The organism is bacterium SCSIO 12741, assembly GCA_024398055.1.
Classification (GTDB): domain Bacteria; phylum Bacteroidota; class Bacteroidia; order Flavobacteriales_G; family Salibacteraceae; genus SCSIO-12741.
Genome location: CP073749.1, coordinates 708,570 through 729,946 on the forward strand (window position 1 = coordinate 708,570; position 21,377 = coordinate 729,946).

Here is a 21,377-nt window from a genome sequence, read left to right on the forward strand (position 1 = left end):
GCAAGGTGGTTAAAGTGGTCAAGAAAGTCCAAAGGCTTTAGAAGTTCAGCTTTGATTTTCGGTAAAATATTATCTTCTTTTACTTCAAACTTCAAACTCCTTCTTATGGACTATGAGCTTATAAAAGGATGGATCCCGATCCGGTCACTCAGGTGGGTCTTATTTGGATTGATTCCCGCCCTCCTATTCTCCATTAACACTAACGCCCAAGGGAAGCTGGAGGAATTGGAAAAAGAACTTGTCGAACTTACTTCGGATAGTGCACGAATGATCAAAATGAAGGAGTTGGTGAAGCACTACCGTAAACGAAATCCGGATCGGCACAAGGAACTCTCGACCGAAGGCCTGGCGCTGGCTGAGCAGAAAAATGACACCTTACTACAGGTCGTTTTTAACCGCGAAATGGGTATGTATTTCAAGTACAAAACACAGCCCGACTCAGCACTTGCCTACCTGCATAAAGCCTTGGGGCTGGCCTCCAAATTGACGAATCGGTTACCCTACCAGGGTACCTTGATTGAGATTGCCGATGTTCAGAAAAAGCGAGGGAATTACGACGAAGCGGCCAAGGCGTATTTTGAAACGATTAAGTACTTTGAAGAAAACAAAATGTCTGATGGACTGGTGTCCTGTTACCTCGGGCTGGCGAGCATTTACGAGATTCAAAAAGATTACCAAAACGCACTTGATGTAACGCGAAAATGCCTAAAATCCTGTGGGCAACTTGGCAAACGGGAAATTCCGTGTAACAGCGTAGTTTATACCAACCTTACCGCTTTCTTCACGGCCCTCAACCAACCCGATAGTGCGCTTTTTTATGGATTGAAAGCCCGAGACATGAAGGAGCGTATGGGCGACCAAGTAGGATTACTCTATATCTACCATAACCTTTACCGAATTTATGCCGATCGAGAGGATATCGACCAAGCTCAGTTCTACCTGAATCAAGAAATCACAATCGCCCGATCGATTAACAACACCGAGGGAATGATTCGTGCCTACCACGGCCTTGGAGAAGTGTTTCTTGCCCGGTCCCAATTTGACAGCGCCCGGATCGCCCTGGATTCAGCGGCGGCTTGGGTTTCAGCAACAGGTAATCCATTTCAACAAAAAGACAACCTAAGGCACTTGGCCACGCTCTATGAAAAAACGGGTAATCATGAGCAAGCCCTGCTCTACCTCAAGCAGTTTTCTCAAGTAAAAGACAGCCTGTATAACCAAAGCAAACAAGAAATTATTGGAGAGCTGGAAACCCGCTATGGCACAGAAAAGCTCAAACAAGAAAAACTACTGGAAGCTGAAAAAGCGACCCAAAACAGAAACTTGCTCATAGGATCGGTCATCATCTTTTCCCTCCTGCTGATTTTGGCAGGAATCATTGTGTACCAAATCCAACAACGGCGTAAAGTAGAACTGGTTACTGTGCAATTGCGAGAGACGGAAAACAAACTCAAATTGGAGCGCCAGGTCAACCAAGCCGAACTCACCGCGCTACGAGCCCAGATGAATCCTCACTTTTTGTTTAATGCCTTTAATTCTATCCAGGAGTTTATTATCCTCAATCAAAAGGAGTTGGCCAGTGACTACCTGGGCCAATTTGCGGATCTCATGCGACTCTATCTGGATCACAGTCGGGAAAAAACCATCACCCTGGAAGATGAAGTAAAGGCGGCAGAATTATACCTGACTCTGGAGAAGGTGCGATTTGAAGACACCTTAAATTATAGCCTTACTGTGGATCCCAACATCGACCCATCGGCTATTCGAATTCCGCCTATGTTGATTCAACCCTACCTGGAAAATGCCATTAAACATGGGCTACTCCACAAAAAAGAAAACCGGAAGCTCAATCTTTCCTTTACTCAGCAAGGGGAACAACTTAGATGCCTCATTCAAGACAACGGAATAGGACGCAAAGCCGCCGAAGAGATTAATCAAAAACGAAACAAAACCCATCGATCATTTGCCACCTCGGCTAACCAAAATCGAATTGATTTGATGAATCAAAGCCGTAAAAAACCGATAACCGTGAACATCACAGATGGTGAAAATGGAGAAGGCACACAAGTAGAACTAATCATTCCGCTTTAGCAATCAAAAAGCTACTTTCAGCAATACAATTCTTAATCTTGTTTGAGCAAGGACTTACTTAGTCAGAATAAATAAGGATAAAATGCACGCTATTACTCACCCGGCCTCTTTCGGTACTTATCGGAACTTACTCACATCATGAAAGCCCTCATCATAGACGACGAAAAAAAAGCCCGCAGTTTACTTAGCACCATTTTGGGAGAATACTGCCCTGAAATCGAAGAACTCAAAGAGGCCGAAGATTTACCTGGAGGAATCAAACTCATCAATACGTTTCACCCAGATGTGGTTTTTCTGGATATAGAAATGCCGGCCTATTCGGGGACTCAAATCCTGGACTTTTTCGAGCCGGAAGACATCAACTTTCACATCGTGTTTACCACGGCCTACAGTGAGCATGCGGTCAAAGCCTTTCAAATGAATGCGGTGGATTACCTGCTTAAACCACTTCGGCCTAATCAGGTAAAGGAGGCCGTGGCCAAGGTGAAGGACGTCCTCAAAAAAGAAGGGGTATCCCGCCAGATTGAAGAGTTGAAGTCCGCTTTTGAGGCCACCCGTTTTTCCAAGATTGGCCTCCCAATTTCTGACGGGGTATTGTTTGTGGAATTTGAGAATATCATCTGCATGGAGGCCGATGGAATGTACACCCGGGTCTTCACCACCAACTCCGGCGGTCAAATGGTGAGTAAACCTTTGAAATACTTCGTTGATCTCCTCGAAAACGAACCCTATTTCTACCGTACACACCGCTCCTATTTGATCAATATTCGCCACATCAAACAGTATGTACGACGCGATGGCAATTACATCGTGATGGATAACGACCACATGGTTTCGATTTCCAAGGAGAAAAAGGACGAGTTTCTGGAGATCGTCAATTTGCTTTAGCAGTCCAAACCGCCGATTCAGCAGTTTGACTCAATTCACCTTCTGGTTTCTAGCGAATCTTGAGTTTGAATTTAAAAACTCTCTGAGCTATGAAACGATTATTACTTGCTATGGGACTCCTGATTTGTACCTCAGGGTACCTACAGGCCCAACTTTTTGTAGATGCCTCGGCTACGGGAAACAACGACGGTAGTTCCTGGCAAAACGCCTTTACAAACCTCGATACGGCCTTGGCCAATTACGATGTAGTTTTTCACAACGAAATCTGGATAGCTGCCGGAACCTATAAACCTGGAGACGGGCAAAACCGCAACTCCTCCTTCAACGTGAACGCTCCCATGTATGGTGGATTTGCGGGAACGGAGACCAACAAAAACCAGCGAGACCTGAAAGCCAATCCAACCATTTTGAGCGGAGATTTAAGCGGAAACGACAATCATGCTTCAACCCATCCCAATACCCAGGATCGATCAGATAACTCCTATACGGTAGTTAAACTGGTAGGTGGCGGCCTCTACAGCCTGATCATTGAAGGAGGAAATGCCAATGCCTCCGGTGGCTCACACATGAGTACTAATGGCGGCGCTGTATACGCTGAAGGAAGTGGACCATATACCATTTCTGAGTGCGTTTTCCGTTACAATTCTGGGGCAAACAACGCAGTCGTTGCCTATTTTCGACGGACAGGAAGTAACGGTTGGATATACATCGATCGTTGCGAGTTTCATGACAATGGCGTGGTCAATTCCCTTTTTGGTACTCTCGCCACAGCGCTCACTCATACAACAACCGTTGGACTTACCAACAACCTCTTTCACAACAACCATGTGCTGGGTGGATCTTCTGCCGCTCTAATTGATGCGACCAGTTATGCCTATAGCCTTTCGAAGGCCCAGTCTGATAAAGACTTTTACTTCTATCAAAACAGTTTTGTAAACAACAAACTGCCCGCTAATTCAACGGTTATTCGTTATGCCCGCGGTGCTGATGCCAGCTGGAGTAATTACGCCGAGGTTGAGCTGGAGGTAGTCGGAAACATTTTCTGGAACAACCAAGCTGGACCAATCAAGTTTTACAGCACCATGTCGAAGGCAAACGACGTGAAATCCCTTCAGTTCTACAACAACTTGATCGAGGGGCAAGACACCATCAAAACAACTGATTTAAGAGCAGATTTTGGCTATTCAGCGGGAAGTACCTACAACCTCTACCCCACCTTTACCGATACCGCCAAAAAAGATTTCCAAATTACATCCTGCGGTTCACCAACCAACGACCGGCAGAATTACGCTCCTCAGCACGTGTTGACCTACCTGGCCAAAGATTTTTACGGGAATGTTCGACCTAAGGGAATCACCTATGATGTGGGTCACAGTGAAATTCAAGGCGAACTAACCGGGCTCACTATGACACAAAAGGGAAGCTCCCTAGAAGTTTCTGCTGGATACGCATCCTACCTGTGGTATGACCTCAACTCCAATCCGCCGCAACCAATACCTGGAGCAACGGGTAATACCTATTCTCCATCTGCCGATGGAACCTATGCTGTTCTGATAAAAGACAATGCCGGTTGCGGTGGCCTGGTTCAAGGAGATTTCTGTGGATCCGTTACCATTACCATCACGGCACAAGGAGACAGTCTGGTAGCAACCGGTGCCGGTGCCTACCAATGGTACCTGGACGATAAGATAATTAACGGGGCAAGCTCAAGCAGCTACACACCGACTCAAAACGGGACTTACAAAGTAGCTTCCTGGGATCCGAATAATCCTCAGGCGTGTACAGCTTACAAGACCTTTGATTGGTGCGGTAGCTGGCCCACCCTTGCAATCAACGGAAACGAGGATAGTCTGTATGCTCCAAGCGGCTACAGCGGCTACCAATGGCATTTAAACGGCTCAGCCATCAGCGGAGCTACCGACAGTCTTTATGTGGCAACTGAAACCGGTAATTACAGCGTTACCCTTTCCGATACCCTGGGCTGTTCTAAAACTACTCCAGATTACTATTTCAAAGTCAATGGTATGTTCTCCGCTGTTGAATCAGAATCATCCCTTCGGGTTTACCCTAACCCCACAACGGGAATGCTTCGAATTGAATCCAATGGAAACGATATTGAGCAATTGGAAGTGGTTAGCATTACCGGTGAACAGATCTTAAAGGTTCAACCTCAAACCACCTTACTTGATTTAAGTGAGTTCCCAGCTGGCCTCTATTTTCTAATGATATCCCACCAAAATCACAGGACGGCGGTTAGAATCGTGAAGGAATGATAGCGCCCTCATACCGTCCTTTTGAAGCCAGGTCTCTTTTGATCTGGCTTTTTTTTGCTCAAAAAAAAGGGCCCGCCTATGGCGAGCCCTCTCTCCTACTTGACAAGGTTGGTTATCGGTTAAATGCGGCCCAGCGGTCGTTCACCACTTCTTCCGCATCGAGCAAGGCCAGTACTTCATCGGCAATGTCCTCGCTTAGTTCAAGGTGGGTTGTAAACCCTACGCAGGAGGCGTTGATCTCTCCAAGTACGTATTTATCGGTTCCGGATTCTTTATCGGTATCCAGAATAAAGTCTGCTGTCCAAATCAGAGGCAGATCGTAGTTACCCAATCGTTGTTGGATGGTTTTGAGGGAACCTTTGATGGATTTTACCAAATCTGGCCATTGCTCCGGCTGATCGTAGCGGTACTTGGCCCCGGAAAACAAGGTAGCGGAAAAAGCATCCTTGGTATCCGCTGGTTTTTTGTGGACGATATTCACCACATTGTCACGAAGCATCAGTACGCGAATCTCGCCTTCTTTAATGCGCTCCAAAAAGGGCATATCAAGCAGCATTCCATTCGTTCCTTCGAGGTAGCGAATGCAATACTCTAAAAACTCTTGCAGTGATTTTTCTTCGGTGTGGTTGTCTCGAGCTTCGGTTAGCTTCAATTTGGCGTCTAATGGGATGGTTCCGTTATATTGATCGCGGTCCAATACTTCAACTCGCCAGATTCCTTCTCCGGTAGATCCGCGATTCTGTTTTAGCACACGAACGCCGTTGCTCAAGCTCTTTGGAAATTTCTCTTTGAGCGTATCGAAATCGTAGTAGGTAAAAACGTCATCAGGCACAATATCGGTCCCCTTCATTTTTTCTACCGAGTTCTTAGCTCCATAGGCCGTCATGGCATCTGGATGAGGCAATCCTTCTACCCCATGTCCTACCAATTCGCGAAGCATTTGGAAGTACCCCACCTCATCGGGCAAATTTCCTGGATTTACACGACTGATGTAGGCATCGGCCTTCTCAATGGTGTGGCGATAGATCTCTCCACGGTCTTCATCCCGGTAGAAAATAATCTCTGCGCTCCACCCTCTTCTTTTGAGCGAATCAATAATCGGCCTTGAGTCATTTCTGTAGCCGTACTTTCCCTTATCCGAGCCACCTCGTGCCTCGAATATTACAACGTGTTTTTTCATGAATGGATCATTTTATTACCTTAAAATTAGAGCTGAAAAACCGACTAAAAACTGACCGTTTATTCAGCAAAAAATGATCTTCATCAGCTTCTGATATGCCTTAAGTAGGACTTGTTAAAATTTATAAAATCGGTGAATTGTGTTAGTCCGGTCGAAAAACCGTATCTTACATTTGCAACCAGTTCAAGGGCAGGAATTTAACAGACTTAACATGACAGGTTTGACAAATGCATCTTTGAACGGAAGGGGACCCGGTAAATTCTACCGTCTGGCAGCCTCTCTCACGTTTCTCATCATTTTTTTGGTTTCATGTATCGAATATCATCCGTACGAAGCCTCTCCCGACGAAACAAATCTCACAAAAATTAATCTCGACAGGCTACTCGCCAATCCCGATTCGGATACATTGCGTTTTGCACTCATTGGAGATACACAGCGCTTTTACGACGAAACGGATGACTTCGTAGACGTGATCAATGGCTACCCAGAATTGGACATGGTCATCGTATCAGGCGACCTTTCTGACTTTGGTATAGAATACGAGTTTGAATTGATGCATGATCTCTTTGCGGAATTGAGCATGCCCTACTTAACCGTTATTGGAAACCACGATCTGGTATACAATGGAAAAACGGTTTATGAAGAGATGTATGGAGCGCTTGACTACAGTTTCACCTTCAAGGGAAACAAGTTCATCATGATCAATACCAATAGCCGGGAGTTCGGTTTTAATGGACGGGTGCCCAATATTTCCTGGCTGCGCAAAGAACTAAGTGAAATGAAGGATGAGGAGCAGGCTATTATCGTTTCTCACGTTCCGCCCGACGCTCCGGACTTTGATCCCGATCTGGTAGAACCGTATTTGCACACCCTCGATTCGAGCAAGAAAGTACTGGTTACCCTCAACGGACACCTGCACGGCTTTCGGGAAGGAAAGTTCCCTGATTCACAAGTGCGCTACATCAACAGCTACTCCACCGAAAAAAGAAGTTTTGTAATCGTAAAAATCTGGGACAGAGGTTATGACTATCAACAAATTCCTTATTAAGGCACTATCGGCCTTCCTTCTGGTCCTAATGACGGCCTTTTCCATGGAAGTGAAAGGTCAGGAAGAGACAGCAAAAAAGGAAAAGAAACCGATTCGCATTGTGGATAAAGCAGTCCTCCAATATGCCGGAGGGATTGGCTTTTTCAGTGCAGGAGTTGGGCGAACTTTCTTTAAAAAGCAAAATGGTGAACTCGATCTACTGGTCGGCTATTTACCGGAATACCTGGGTAACGTAGACATTTGGTCGGTGACTTTGAAGTACTCCCACTATTCTCGTAAATGGGCATTTAAAAAGGATGATCTTAAATTGTATCCTTTGGGAATTGGGATGTGGGTGAATCAACCTTTCGGGAATCAATACACCAAATACAGTGATCGTGATCAATATCCTAAAGGCTATTACTGGTTCAACAATTTACCTCGCATGGGTTGGTTCTGGACGGGTCAATTGACCTACGAAATGAAAAATGACCACCTATTCACCTTATACAGCGAATTAGGGACTTATGATCTGTTGCTCTTCAGCTGGTCAGGCAACCGGGAAACCATTCCGAGACATACCCTCTTTAACGTCAGTTTTGGACTGAAATACCAGTTCATGAAGTAGAAAGGTGGCTTTGCCAGGTTCGAGTTTTGAGGGCGAGTGCGGATTCCTGTTCGTATAAACTGGTGCGCGTTTACAACGCGTAACAGTTTCCATGTCTATATCCTCCATAATCAATCTTCAATTTCAATCCTCAGTTTCAATTTTCAATAAACTGGTGCGTGTTTGCAGCGCGTAACAGTTTCTATATCTATATCCCCCATAATCAATCATAAACTGGTGCGCGTTTGCAACGCGTAACAGTTTCTATATCCATATTTTCCATAACCATCAGCACACGTTATACACGCAGTGGTGGTTTTTCTATGTCGATATAACTGTATTTCGAATTCTTCAATTTTAATACCTAATTTTCTTATGTATTGAAAAGTTATGTATATTTGCCCTATGTATTCAAAAGAACTCATCAAAGGAACCCTAAAAACGGTGATCGTAAGTCTGCTGAAAGACGGTGGTCGGATGTACGGCTACGAAATCACCCAACGGGTTAAAGAACTAAGCCAAGATAAAATTCAATTAACCGAGGGGCTTTATATCCCATGCTTCATAAACTGGAGGCTCAGGGTATATTAATCACCGAAACGGAAAACATCGGTAAGCGTGTACGGAAATACTACCGCCTCTCGCCCGAAGGGAAAACCCAGGCCGCGGAGATGGTGGATGAGTTTTTGGATTTTATGCAGACCATGAAAATTCTGGTTGAAGGACCATCTACACAACATGGGCTGGCTTAGCGATCACCGGGTCGATATGATCAACGACATTCTGGTTGAAAACGGAGTATCCTATGACGAACTCCGCAACGACCTGTTGGATCACGTCTGTTGCCTGGTAGAAGAACAAATGGATGACGGAAGATCCTTTCAACAAGGATTGGACACCGCTCTCGACCGATTTGGATTAAACCAACTCAAAATCATCCAGGAAACCACATTGTACTTGATAAACTCAAAACTAAATACCATGAAAAAAACCATTGGAATTATAGGTTTAATCACCTCCTTACTGGTGATTCTGGGAGTTCTTTTTAAGATTCTCCATTTTCCGGGCGCCAACATTATGCTGGTTCTCGGCATTACGGGTTCTGCCCTCGTTGTTTTTCCCTTATTGGGTTATTTGGCGATCTCATCCACCGGATCGAGTTCAGAAACCTGGATCAACCTAATTGGCTATGCGGCCGGATTGGTCATCAGCCTCGGCGTGTTGTTCAAAATCATGCATTGGCCGTTTGCCTCCATCCTTCTTTGGAGCGGAGTGGGTCTGGTGGCCCTGGTCTTCATGCCCATTTACACAGTACAAGCCTATCGATTGGCGGAAAACAAACTGTTTGCCTTGTCCAAATCCATGCTCATAATCGCGGGCATTGTTGTGGTGTGGGGCTTGAGCAACCTTCGGGTTAACGCTCACCATCATGCTGATCAGCCCACCTCAACGACTCAAGAAATGACCCATTAAAAAACAAAGGTTGTTGCGAAGGAATTTTATTCCCCAATTAGCCTGCTCTTAGGAGTGGGCTTTTTGCGTTTCAATGCCCCACCAGCCAAGTTCTCCACAACCCCTCATCGAATCCAACATCACCCCGAGCCAACACCCCCTCAAAACCAGATTCTTAAATCCCTGCCCTTGCTGGGACCGGTGCACTGAAAAAAAATTGTTGTTGAAGGAAAACACCTATTGGTCAAAGGACATTCGATCCTTACCTTCGGTGCCTAAATTCAGGGAAATTGAGCGTCCATTATTTCATTGTAAGAAACGTACATTTTCCAACCTTTAAACGGTTACTCTACGGAGTGGTTATTGCTCTATTATTGAGCTTAGCCGCCTCCCTGAAAGGCCAATCCCTAAACGAACTTTTAAACCAGGATCATTTTACAGTTCAACATTGGAATTCTGAAGATGGTCTCCCCCAAAACTCAGTCAATGCCCTTGTTCAAACTCAAGACGGTTACATCTGGGTAGGTACCTATGGCGGTTTGGCCCGATTTGATGGCGTCCGCTTCGAACACATCACGTTTGGAGAATTGGATCATGAGCGTATTATCAGTCTTTTTGAAGATGCTGAGGGAACACTTTGGATAGGGACAGAAAACAATGGGATTTACCGGTTAAAAGACGACAAGCTCACCCACCTATCTCTGGCAGAAGGCCTTCCTGGAAAAGGAATCCCAGACATTTTTGCAACTCCTGATGGCTCGATCGCAGCGGTAGTACAAGGCAATGGAATGGCCCTTATTTCCGGTGATCAGGTGGAATTTGTTCCTCATGAAATTTGCTCCCAAACCCTGATCGAACATACGATTCAGGATCCGAAAGGAACCATCTGGATGTACACTGCAAAGGGACTATTCAAGTTGGAAAGCCCTTTAGGCAAACCCAAAGTCATTGCTGGAAGCGAGCACCCTTTTGATGGTTTAGGAATAGCCATATCAGAAAAGGGCATTCCCCTTCTCGCCAACCAAAATGGCCTATTTCAATTCGACCGGGGGAAAGTAAAACCTCTTCTTTCTTTTTCCGGAGATGAAATGCTTTTATCGGGCCAGTTGGCTTCCGGAAAAGGTCAAAACATCTGGTATGCCACCCGAGAAGGAGGATTGTATCTGCTGGATCACCCTGGAGCCGAGCCCCGACAAATTCCCCTTGGAACAGTGGGCAGTGATATCTCCTGTTTGTATGTGGATCAAAATGAAAATCTGTGGATTGGATTCAATGGACATGGACTCATCCAACTGAGAAAGAAACCGGTACAATCGCTCGACGCTCGGTTGGGGTTGAAGGATGAAAAAATTCTGGCCATTCATCGGGATCAAAAAGGCAGCATTTGGATTGGAACAAATTCAGGATCTCTTTACCAATGGTCGTCAGAGGAAAATCGCTTAACCGAATGGTCCGAAAATCTGGGTGGCCCCAAAGAGGATGTCTGGTCGATTGCGTCGGATGGCGGTGGTAACCTTTGGATTGGCACCTATGGCAATGGACTATTGCGAGGAAATCCAGGAAAAGGTGAAGCCTTTCAAGTCGTGGAAGGCTGGGAAAAATACAGCCAGGTAATCCTCTCTCTTTTCTACGATACCAACCATGATCGGCTTTTGGTTGGAACCGACCAAGGAGGGCTGCTTCAGTACAAAGCCAGTGTATGGACCACCCTAATTCCCGAGTCATCTACCCAATCCCGAATCACCCAAATACTGCTGACCCAAGAAGGAATCCTTTATTTGGCGACTCAGGGCGATGGATTAAAAAAGATTGATTTCCAAGGAAACACAACCCTGGGATTGAACGAAGGATTACCATCCCTCTCCATCCGAAGTGTTTTTGAAGATTCTAAAGGTCTTCTTTGGGTGGGTACCTATGGTCAAGGATTGGCTGTTTTTCTCGATGGAAAATTCAGAACCATCAATCAACAAAACGGGCTTTACGACAACCTCATCTCCACCCTTAACGAAGATGAGCAAGGGTACTTTTGGATCAGCTGTAACCAAGGCGTGTTTCGTGTTTTACGGCAGGATCTCTTAGCCGTAGCTCAGGCCCAACAAGATCAAGTGGTTTGCCAGGTTTTCAATCAATCTCACGGGATGGGAAATTCCGAAACCAATGGTGGTTTTCAGCCCGCCAGTATCCAGCTGGCCGACCAAACTTTACTCTACCCGACGATGAAGGGGGTTGCGATTTTCCCTACCCAACAGCTTAAGCCCGAGCCCCCCATAAACCACATTCATCTTTCCCTGGTATCATACGGAGACACTTTCCTGCCGGCAGCTACCCAGATGGAAATTCCGAAAGAATACCGGGATCTCAAGTTTGATTTTACCGCCCCCCATTTTTTTGCTCCTGAACTCATTCGATTTGAATACCGCCTATTAGGTTATGACACCTCCTGGCAATCTGCCGGTATCAGCCGATTTGCCCGATACACAAGACTTGCTCCGGGGGAATATACATTTCAGGTAAGGGCTCGAAATAGCCAAGGTATTCTGAGTCATGATCAGGCTGAAACTCAGATCAGACTGAAATCCTATTTGTACGAAGAGCTGTGGTTTCAGATCCTCCTGTTATTTGTCCTGGCTGCAGCAGTTGTTCTTTATGTCACCCAAAGGCTGCGACAATCCCGCCGACGGGAAGAGAAATTGAGCCTTTTGGTTGACGAGCGTACTAAGGACCTGAATCACGAAAAAGAGCTTACCGAAAAGGCCCTGTCCAAACTGGCTAAACAATCCACCGAGCTGGAGAAAGTGAATAAAGCCCGAACTGTATTCTTCGCCAATGTTTCCCATGAGTTGAAGACGCCTCTAACCCTCATCAAAGGGCCCGTAGAAGAATTGCTCCAAAGCGCACCAGACAAGGCCCCGGATCAATGGAAAAGAGACTTGGAACTCATTGACAAGAACAGCGATAGACTCAATCAGCTTATCACACAGCTGCTCGATATCGCCCGATCGGAGGATGGAAAAATCGAAGTACAGGAAAAGACCTTCGATGCCCACCTATTGGTTTCCAACTTGCTTGAGACCTATAGCAACTGGATTGAACAGAAAAACATTCAAATCCACTTCCCACATTCGGCAGATTCTCTGGTGGGCAGTAGTGATCCAGAATTGATGGAAAAGATGGTGGCCAACCTTCTTTCCAATGCTCTCAAATTCACTCCATCAGGTGGAAGCATTACCCTTTCGTTAGAAGGGGTTAAAGATCAACTGTATTTTGAAATTGTCGACTCTGGTCAAGGTGTACGGGAAGAAGACTTGCAACATGTATTTGAGCGCTTCTACAAATCCGGTAACCCATCCGAATCGAATACCCAGGGAAGTGGAATTGGACTGGCTCTGGTTAAGGAATTTGCGCAATGGCTGGGCGGATCCGTGAGTGTAGAAAATGTACCACAAGGAGGCGCTAAATTTAGCTTTAAACTCCCCTTTAAAGTCAATCCCAAAGCTGAATCCTGGACATGGACAGTCCCTGGGATTAAAACTCGAGAAGAAGAACAAACCGAAACTCCAACGCTTAATAAAGAAGAGTGGCCCTTGGTGTTGGTGGTGGATGATCACCAGGATATTCGTCAACTCGTTAAACGATCGTTGGTTCACGAATACCGGATTCTGGAAGCGAGCCATGGCGAGGAAGCTTTTCAATTGGCCATCGAGCATTCCCCCGATGTGATCGTTTCAGACATCATGATGCCGGTAATGGATGGAATTACCCTACTCAGCCGATTGAAAAATGACAAGCGAACCGAGTTTATAGCCGTACTAATGTTGACCGCCCGTGGTGCCGATCCGGTGAGAATGGAAGCGTGGAAACAAGGGGCAGAAGGTTATTTGGCCAAGCCATTTAATGGTCAGGAATTACGCTACCGTATTCAAGGTATTCTCTCCAATCGGAAAAAGCTTCAAGCCAAGTTACTTCTGGCATCAAATCCGGAAAACGAAAAAAAGGATGAACGCAGCGAATTTGAGATTCAATTCGAACAATTGGTTGATGATGAGATGCACAATTCCACCTTCAGTTTTTCAGATGTACTTGGCGATTTTGCGATGAGTCGATCAACCTTTCAACGGAGCGTTAAGGAATACTACAATTGCTCTCCTCAAGCCTATTTAAAGGAGCGTAGATTAAAGCTTGCGATGCAGCTCATTGAACAACAGGCGGGAAGTATTGCAGAGGTTGCCTACGCCTCTGGATTTAACAGCGCATCCTACTTCAATCGTGCCTTTAAAGAACGTTTTGGCAAGTCCCCAACATCCTTCCAATAGCCCTGTTTATGGGCACTTCATCGATTTGACCATTCTGTACAATAGATTGACCAAATAGGTAAATCCATTGGTCGCAGAGGCCCGTAGGTTTGCCCAAAAATTAATCTAGCTCAACATGAATGGTATGGTTTTAAGAGGCCTGCTGGCGCTATCTCTATTGTTTGTTTTTCAATGGAGCAATGCTCAGTTTAAAGTCAACACAATTACACGCAACTCTCCATCAACCCAAAACACCTTAGACTCCAACTTTCAATTCAACATCACCTTTAGCCACCGGGCTCTTCAATTAGATACCGGTGACCTTTCTTTGAATGGTGGAATTGCTGCCAAATCAAAAATCAACTCCGTTAAATATGTCGGAGGAACATCCTATCTGGTAGACGTAAAAACGACGGATACTTCTTCGGGTACATTAGGCTTGGATATAAAAGGAGTAGATGGCTCCGGAAGCAACAACATTATCCAGGGGAACCTGCAGCTCGATCAACAATCCTTAGCCAAAATTCAAATCACCGATTCCAAGGTTTTCGGTCAAAGTTTTATACCAGCCACATCGGGTAAGTTAGTCGACATCGTCGTTAGAACCGGTATTGGTCACACCTACAATGGAAACGGCACGATGGAATTAATTACCGGTGAAGGATATGGCGGAACCGTCATTGCAAGTCAGGTCATTTCTGTGGATCAATCTCATTCTGAAAAGACTTACACCTTCTCCAGCCCAGCTGTGGTATCTGCAGGTTCAAAATATACCATGCGATTTAATTTCCCTAATGCCCCGACCAATTCAACTGCTTTCTCGGCTCAAGTAGGAGCCAATTATCCTGGTGGTTATTTGTACCAATCCTCGATCTTAGCATCGGCCGATCTTTACTTCAAAACATACATCCACACAGGACCTGATGTTCCACTCACTTCAACTCTACCCACAGTTGATGAAACCTATCAATTTGTTGTGTGTAAACTGGCGGCGCTCATTACAAAAAATAGCGAAACCTCTTGCATGGGAACAGGTGGTTCAGCTACAGCAACGGCCTCCAAAGGAAACATTTCCTACTCTTACTTATGGGACAATGGAGATACTTCTGCCAGTTCTTCCAAGTTGCTTTATGGCACCAATTCTATCACAGTTACGGATGCCTATGGATGCTCAGTTTCCAAAAGCATCACCATGGGATCAAGCTGTAGCCTTTTGATCAAGGGCAATAACCAATGGATTACTCTGGGGGACACCACCCCAACTCCCACGGATAAAACGGACCTGGGGCCTGTTAGTGTAGGTGATTCCCTAACTCAAACCTTTACCCTCATTAACAACGGAAGCGGTACACTCAATTTTTCAAGTCCTATCACCCTGACAGGATCGCATGCGAATCTATTTTCCATTGCCCAAGCTCCAGCCTCAACTGTAAATGCTGGAGACTCCACAAGCTTTTCGATTCGATTTAAGCCCAATGCACTCGGAACCTTCAAAGTGACGGTTAACATTCCTAATTCGTCCACCGATGCTAATCCTTATACTTTCAGCATTCAAGGGCAAGGATCACATAGCGGGTTTAATTTTGATGGAGGCAATGATTATATAGAAATAGCCGATGATACTACCCTTGATTTCTCCCATGCCTTTACGGTAGAAGCCTGGATCAAACCTGATGGTGCTCAGACCTCTGGAATTCTGACCAAGTTTGGAAATGGAGCATCTAACCGGAGTTGGGCTCTGCTTCTTCTTTCTAGCGGAAAATTGGAGCTATCCGTTTCCAATAATGGTAATAGTGAAACCTACTTTAACTCGGCAAGCTCAGTCAACTTGGGCTTCTGGAATCACGTTGTCTTTCGATTTGACAGTACAAAGATGGAAGTCTTTATCAATGGAGTTAAAGACCTTAATAGTCAAACCGTAAGCGGATCCATATTCAACTCTTCATCCCCTGTATTGATTGGTGCAAGAGACAATGGAAGTGTAGGCCTCAATTATAGAGGCGACATGGATGAGGTACGACTTTGGTCCGTGGCCCGCCCAGACACTGCCATTCTAAATTCTCGGAACTGCGAGCTATCCGGTTCAGAAACTGGATTGGTCGCTTATTACAATTTTAACCAAGGAATTCCGAATGGTAACAACGCAGGAGCATCGCTGGTCGATCAGTCAACCAAAAACAACGATGGAACATTCCAAAATGCAAGTTTGACTGGAAGCTCATCCAATTTTGTAACCGGAGCTATTACCCATGTAGCAGGACCTTGTGCTGTACCTCTTTCAACAAGCCTTACTATTAGCCAAGCAATTTTGTGTAATGGAAACTCAAACGGAAGCATCATGGCCACCGTTAACGGTGGGATACCGCCGTACACCTATGCCTGGAGCAATGGATCCACAACAGCTACCGCTAACAATGTAGTTGCCGGAAAATACTGGGTAACCGTAACCGATAACAATGGGGTAAGTTCTGCTCATACGCAGACCCTTATTGATTCGATTATTATCACAGAGCCATCCAAACTCACAGCCACCCTTGTGGTAGATAGCAATGTGAGCTGCTATGGTGAATTGGACGGTGGACTTACGGCTTCGGCTACCGGAGGAACAGCTGGATACTCCTATGCCTGGAGCAATGGTGCCACCTCTGCCAGCATTACCGGAGTAGCAGCAGGTTCTTATAAGGTAACGGTAAGCGATGCCAACGCCTGTATCGACACCATTTCGGGAATAATCACGCAGCCCAGTCTACTGGCCAGTGCAGACACCTTGGAAAAGTGTGTTTCCTACACCTGGCCTTCCACCGGAATCAGTTATACTCAAAGTGGGATCTACAAAGACACCCTGCAAGCCTCGAACGGTTGCGATTCGATTATCACCTTGAACCTAACCATTAACCAACCCAGCTCATCTTCACTCGCAGTCACTGCCTGTGACACCTACACCTGGGCTCAGAACAGCATGACTTATACCGCTTCTGGTGCTTACAAAGACACGGTGATGAATTCTGTGAATTGTGACTCTATTATCACCTTGAATTTGACCATCAACAAGTCAACTTCTTCGTCTCTGGCAGCGACGGCTTGTGATACCTACACTTGGGCACAGAACAGCATGACTTACACTTCATCAGGAGCTTACAAAGACACCGTGATGAACTCGATGAATTGTGACTCTATTATCACTTTGAATTTGACCATCAATAAGTCAACTTCTTCTTCTCTGGCGGCGACGGCTTGTGATACCTACACTTGGGCACAGAACAGCATGACTTACACTGCATCAGGAGCTTACAAAGACACGGTGATGAATTCTGTGAATTGTGACTCTATTATCACCTTGAATTTGACCATCAATAAGTCAACTTCTTCCTCCGTGGCCGTGACTGCTTGTGATACCTACACCTGGGCGCAGAACAGCATGACTTACACCGCTTCTGGTGCTTACAAAGACACGGTGATGAATTCTGTGAATTGTGACTCTATTATCACCTTGAATTTGACCATCAACAAGTCAACTTCTTCGTCTCTGGCTGTTACTGCTTGTGACACCTACACCTGGGCTCAGAACAGCATGACTTACACCGCCTCCGGTGCCTACAAAGACACCGTGATGAACTCGGTGAACTGTGATTCTATTATCACCTTGAATTTGACCATCAATAAGTCAACTTCTTCTTCCCTGGCAGTGACTGCTTGTGACACTTATACCTGGGCGCAGAACAGCATGACTTACACTGCATCAGGAGCCTACAAAGACACCGTGATGAACTCGGTGAACTGTGATTCTATTATCACTTTGAATTTGACCATCAATAAGTCAACTTCTTCTTCCCTGGCGGTTACTGCTTGTGACACCTATACCTGGGCGCAGAACAGCATGACTTACACCGCCTCCGGTGCCTACAAAGACACCGTGATGAACTCGGTGAACTGTGATTCCATTATCACTTTGAATTTGACCATCAATAAGTCAACTTCTTCGTCCTTGGCAGTGACCGCTTGTGATACTTACACTTGGTCGCAGAATAACATGACGTATACTGCATCAGGAGCCTACAAAGACACCGTGATGAACTCGGTGAACTGTGATTCCATTATTACTTTGAATTTGACCATCAATAAGTCAACTTCTTCGTCCTTGGCAGTGACTGCTTGTGACACTTATACCTGGGCGCAGAACAGCATGACTTACACTGCATCAGGAGCCTACAAAGACACCGTGATGAACTCGGTGAACTGCGATTCCATCATTACTTTGAATTTGACCATCAATAAGTCAACTTCTTCGTCCTTGGCAGTGACTGCTTGTGATACCTACACTTGGGTGCAGAATAGCATGACATACACCGCTTCCGGGTCATACAATGACACCATTATGAATGCGGCAAATTGTGATTCGATTATTACCCTTAATCTGACCATTAATAAGTCCACCGCTTCTTCTGTGTCAGTCACCACATGTGACTCGTATACCTGGGCTCAGAACAACATGACTTATACTGTATCGGGTAATTATTCGGATACTGTGGTAAATGCTAATAAATGTGACTCCATCATTACTTTGAACCTGACCATTAATCCTTCTGTCGGATCATCGGTATCAGTTTCTTCCTGTGAGGAGTACACCTGGGCACAAACGGGAATGACTTACACGTCAAGCGGATCTTACACGGACACCCTGAGCACTTCTCTTGGATGCGATTCGGTATTGACCCTGAACCTGACCATTTTGAAAAAGAGTCTTGCTACCGTAAAGGACACCTCCTGCCTGAGCTATATCTGGGCGCTCAATGGTCAAACCTATACCCAATCGGGAACCTATATCGATACAGTAATGAATCAAGCGGGTTGTGACTCGATCGTTACACTGGAACTGATTATTGACACAGTGAACGTAACCGTAACTCAAAATGACCTATCGCTTGAAGCTCAATTGAGCGGTGCCTCCTACCAATGGATGACTTGCGGTGCCGGCTTTAACCCCATTGCCGGAGCGACAGGACAATCGTACACCGTTATTAGCAATGGAGACTATGCTGTAGAAATCACTCAAAATGGATGTGCGGATACAAGCGACTGTTTATCCATCAATTACGTAGGACTGGAAAATGAGGTGCGAACCTCCAACAACTTTAAATTGTTTCCTAATCCAACAACGGGAAGAATAACTTTATTCTTTTCGGAAATCCCTCAAATAGGCGAGCCCATCACCGTCTACAACCTGAATGGCAAACAGGTTATGTGGGTTCAGCCTGAGGCTAACGAAGAGGTAATAGACCTTAGTGAGCTAGGTAATGGTCTTTACTTTATTCGTTATCAAAATCAGTTTGAGCGAATTATTCTTAACCGCTAACATGTTAGACAAACTGATTGGAAAGCCCGGAATTATCCGGGCTTTTTTTTTGCTTTCAATTCTCCTAAAAGCATTCTACCGATAAAAGAATTAATTCATCGGGAGCTGACCTTCGTCCTTTTCTGATCGTTAAGCTTTAGCTATTTTCGCTCCCTGTTGGATTCGAAATAAGGAGAGATTTCGAAAAACAAACAGGATCAATTATTCCAATTTGAAACGATCATCGCTTGGTGCGAGCGTATAGCTTATGAAATTATTTCGTGTTTTTCTAAGCCTAACCTTTATAACTGTTTTTCCCTTATTTATTCATGCCCAAATTGACTCCCTCGAGCAAATGCGAGTGGAACAACTTCTGATCACTCAACGGTTTGATTCCGCCCGGATTTATACAGAAGATTGGGACCTAAACCAGGCAAGTGATTACCAAAAATCGCTGCGAGAGCTGGCGGTTAACGAAGAACTCGACTATGAACCCTTTCATAGCTTCGTTACCAAAATGAGCACCCGAGCCTACATTCAAACTTCAAGCCTGGACAGTTTTATTCAATCGAAGCTAAAGGTACCTTCTTCTAAGGAGTCGATTAATATTGATTGGATTGACATCCAGTTTTATTATACCCAAAGTTTTCGCAATAGCGCCAATCTTAAGCAGGCCAATATTGAAAATGAGAAGATCCTGAATTACCTCAACCAATTTGATGAATCGGATGAAGGGTATACGCACGGAATCATTAAGTACAACATTCATCAAATCGTATCGGCTCTTATCCAAAAGGATATTGAAAAAGGGAAACTTCTCTGTGAAGAGAACACCCAAAGAGCGATTGGGATTAAAGACACCAATTTGATCATCGCTTGTCAATATCACCTCTGCGATTTCATAATGCTAGAAGGCGACCTTCAAGGGTATATCGACATTAGCCGTAAGTGTTTTGAAATGGATCAGGCCATGAAATCCAAGAGTCAGTACTTCCATGCCAACGTGATTCATTTGGTAGATGCCTTGATTTATGCCGGAGACCCTGATGGCGACGTACTGGACTTGCTGGATATCCTATACAATCATCCTCGAATAAGACCTGACAGCTATACCCTTTACGCTAAATATGTAGCTCGTTTTCCTCCGGGTTCTCCTGAGGTAAACAATCTACTGGAAAAAATGGGGCATAGTAGCCTGGAAGAATTTGCTGATGAATCTTTTAAGATCAGTAAGAAGGCTCATAACCTGAATGATCAATACCACATGGTCCAGGAGCTTTCAAGGCTTCTGATCGCCCATGGATCGATTGAAAAGGGAATTTACTTCAAGGATCTCAGCATCCAGCTTACTCAGGAGATGTACGGCGAAGAAATGTCCAAGGCTTTGTCTGAAAATGAAATCAATCAGGTTCGCATAGAGAAGGAACACGAAGTGGCTCTTGAAAAACAGAAAGCCAATCTCTACAGTATTATTGCCGCTTTGATTGCAGGATTGTTGCTTTTGACGATATGGCTATTTGTTCGCCAGCAAAAACAAAACCGGCTCCTCCGTTCCAAGAATGAAGAGATTAGCCAACAAAAGGATGCCATTGCCAAACGTGAGGAGGAAAAAGCCCTTCTATTAAAAGAGGTACACCACCGGGTGAAAAACAACTTTCAAATGGTTTCCAGCTTGCTGGAATTGCAGAGTCGTGGAATTGAAGATGATCGAGCTCGTGAGTTGGCCGAAGAAGGAAAAAACCGGGTCAAGTCGATGGCCTTGATTCATCAACGGCTCTACCAAAACGACGACCTACTCATCTATTTTGATGAGTACATCAACAAGCTGGTAACTGAGATTGCAGCCATGTATGACCACGAACACAAGGCCCAGGTTAAGGTAGACATTCCGTCCATCAGTTTTGACATTGATACCGCTATCCCATTGGGGCTTATTGTAAATGAATTGGTCACCAATGCTTTTAAATATGGCATGACCGAAGATTCTAAAAATCTGGAAGTTAGAATCGAAAAACACTCCAATGACTCCTACCTTCTGAAGGTAAAAGATTCGGGTAAAGGGTTATCAAAGAACTTTGACCCTCAAAAAGCAAAAAGCCTGGGTCTGAGGCTGGTACGAAGTTTATCTAAGCAGCTTCAGGGAAGCGTTCAATACACCTACGAAGCCGGAAGCGCATTTAAGGTCCTGTTCAAGGATAGCGATATGCGCCGCCAAGTTCAATGACCTTTACTAAA

At 45.1% G+C, this 21,377-nt stretch carries 10 protein-coding genes and 1 pseudogene; 10 read left to right on the forward strand and 1 reads right to left on the reverse strand.

Annotation, left to right across the window (positions count from 1 at the left end):
* Positions 1-105: 105 nt before the first annotated feature.
* The 3 genes from KFE98_03025 to KFE98_03035 all read left to right on the forward strand — a co-directional run bounded on the left by KFE98_03025 (position 106) and on the right by KFE98_03035 (position 5,252).
* The gene (locus tag KFE98_03025; protein ID UTW63145.1) at positions 106-2,091 is read left to right on the forward strand and encodes a histidine kinase; all 1,986 of its coding nucleotides are present in this window, start codon (positions 106-108) and stop codon (positions 2,089-2,091) included.
* 138 nt (positions 2,092-2,229) lie between these two features.
* Positions 2,230-2,979, forward strand: coding sequence for a response regulator (locus KFE98_03030; protein UTW63146.1), 750 nt, complete (start codon positions 2,230-2,232; stop codon positions 2,977-2,979).
* Between the two features lie 89 nt (positions 2,980-3,068).
* Complete coding sequence (locus KFE98_03035) at positions 3,069-5,252, forward strand: T9SS type A sorting domain-containing protein (GenBank protein UTW63147.1); 2,184 nt, start codon at positions 3,069-3,071, stop codon at positions 5,250-5,252.
* 112 nt (positions 5,253-5,364) lie between these two features.
* Here KFE98_03035 and KFE98_03040 read toward each other — a convergent pair whose 3' ends face one another.
* The gene (locus tag KFE98_03040) at positions 5,365-6,432 is read right to left on the reverse strand and encodes a Cj0069 family protein (protein ID UTW63148.1); all 1,068 of its coding nucleotides are present in this window, start codon (positions 6,430-6,432) and stop codon (positions 5,365-5,367) included.
* A 211-nt stretch (positions 6,433-6,643) separates the two neighbouring features.
* Between KFE98_03040 and KFE98_03045 the strand changes: the two genes are divergently transcribed.
* From KFE98_03045 to KFE98_03075, 7 genes and pseudogenes are all read left to right on the forward strand, one after another.
* Positions 6,644-7,480 carry a metallophosphoesterase gene (locus tag KFE98_03045; protein ID UTW63149.1) on the forward strand — a complete coding sequence of 279 codons (837 nt, stop codon included), beginning with the start codon at positions 6,644-6,646 and terminating at the stop codon, positions 7,478-7,480.
* Complete coding sequence (locus KFE98_03050) at positions 7,455-8,087, forward strand: hypothetical protein (protein UTW63150.1); 633 nt, start codon at positions 7,455-7,457, stop codon at positions 8,085-8,087. The genes KFE98_03045 and KFE98_03050 overlap by 26 nt, the downstream gene beginning before the upstream one ends.
* 384 nt (positions 8,088-8,471) lie before the next feature.
* Positions 8,472-8,818, forward strand: a pseudogene (locus KFE98_03055) (PadR family transcriptional regulator).
* On the forward strand, positions 8,805-9,539 hold the full coding sequence (locus KFE98_03060; GenBank protein ID UTW63151.1) for a hypothetical protein: 735 nt from the start codon (positions 8,805-8,807) through the stop codon (positions 9,537-9,539). Before KFE98_03055 ends, KFE98_03060 begins: the two are co-directional and overlap by 14 nt.
* Positions 9,540-9,808: 269 nt before the next feature.
* On the forward strand, positions 9,809-13,831 hold the full coding sequence (locus KFE98_03065; GenBank protein UTW63152.1) for a response regulator: 4,023 nt from the start codon (positions 9,809-9,811) through the stop codon (positions 13,829-13,831).
* A gap of 115 nt (positions 13,832-13,946) precedes the next feature.
* Positions 13,947-19,163, forward strand: a complete 5,217-nt coding sequence (locus KFE98_03070; GenBank protein ID UTW63153.1) for a choice-of-anchor D domain-containing protein — start codon at positions 13,947-13,949, stop codon at positions 19,161-19,163.
* Positions 19,164-19,410: 247 nt separating this feature from the next.
* On the forward strand, positions 19,411-21,366 hold the full coding sequence (locus KFE98_03075) for a sensor histidine kinase (GenBank protein UTW63154.1): 1,956 nt from the start codon (positions 19,411-19,413) through the stop codon (positions 21,364-21,366).
* Positions 21,367-21,377: the final 11 nt, after the last annotated feature.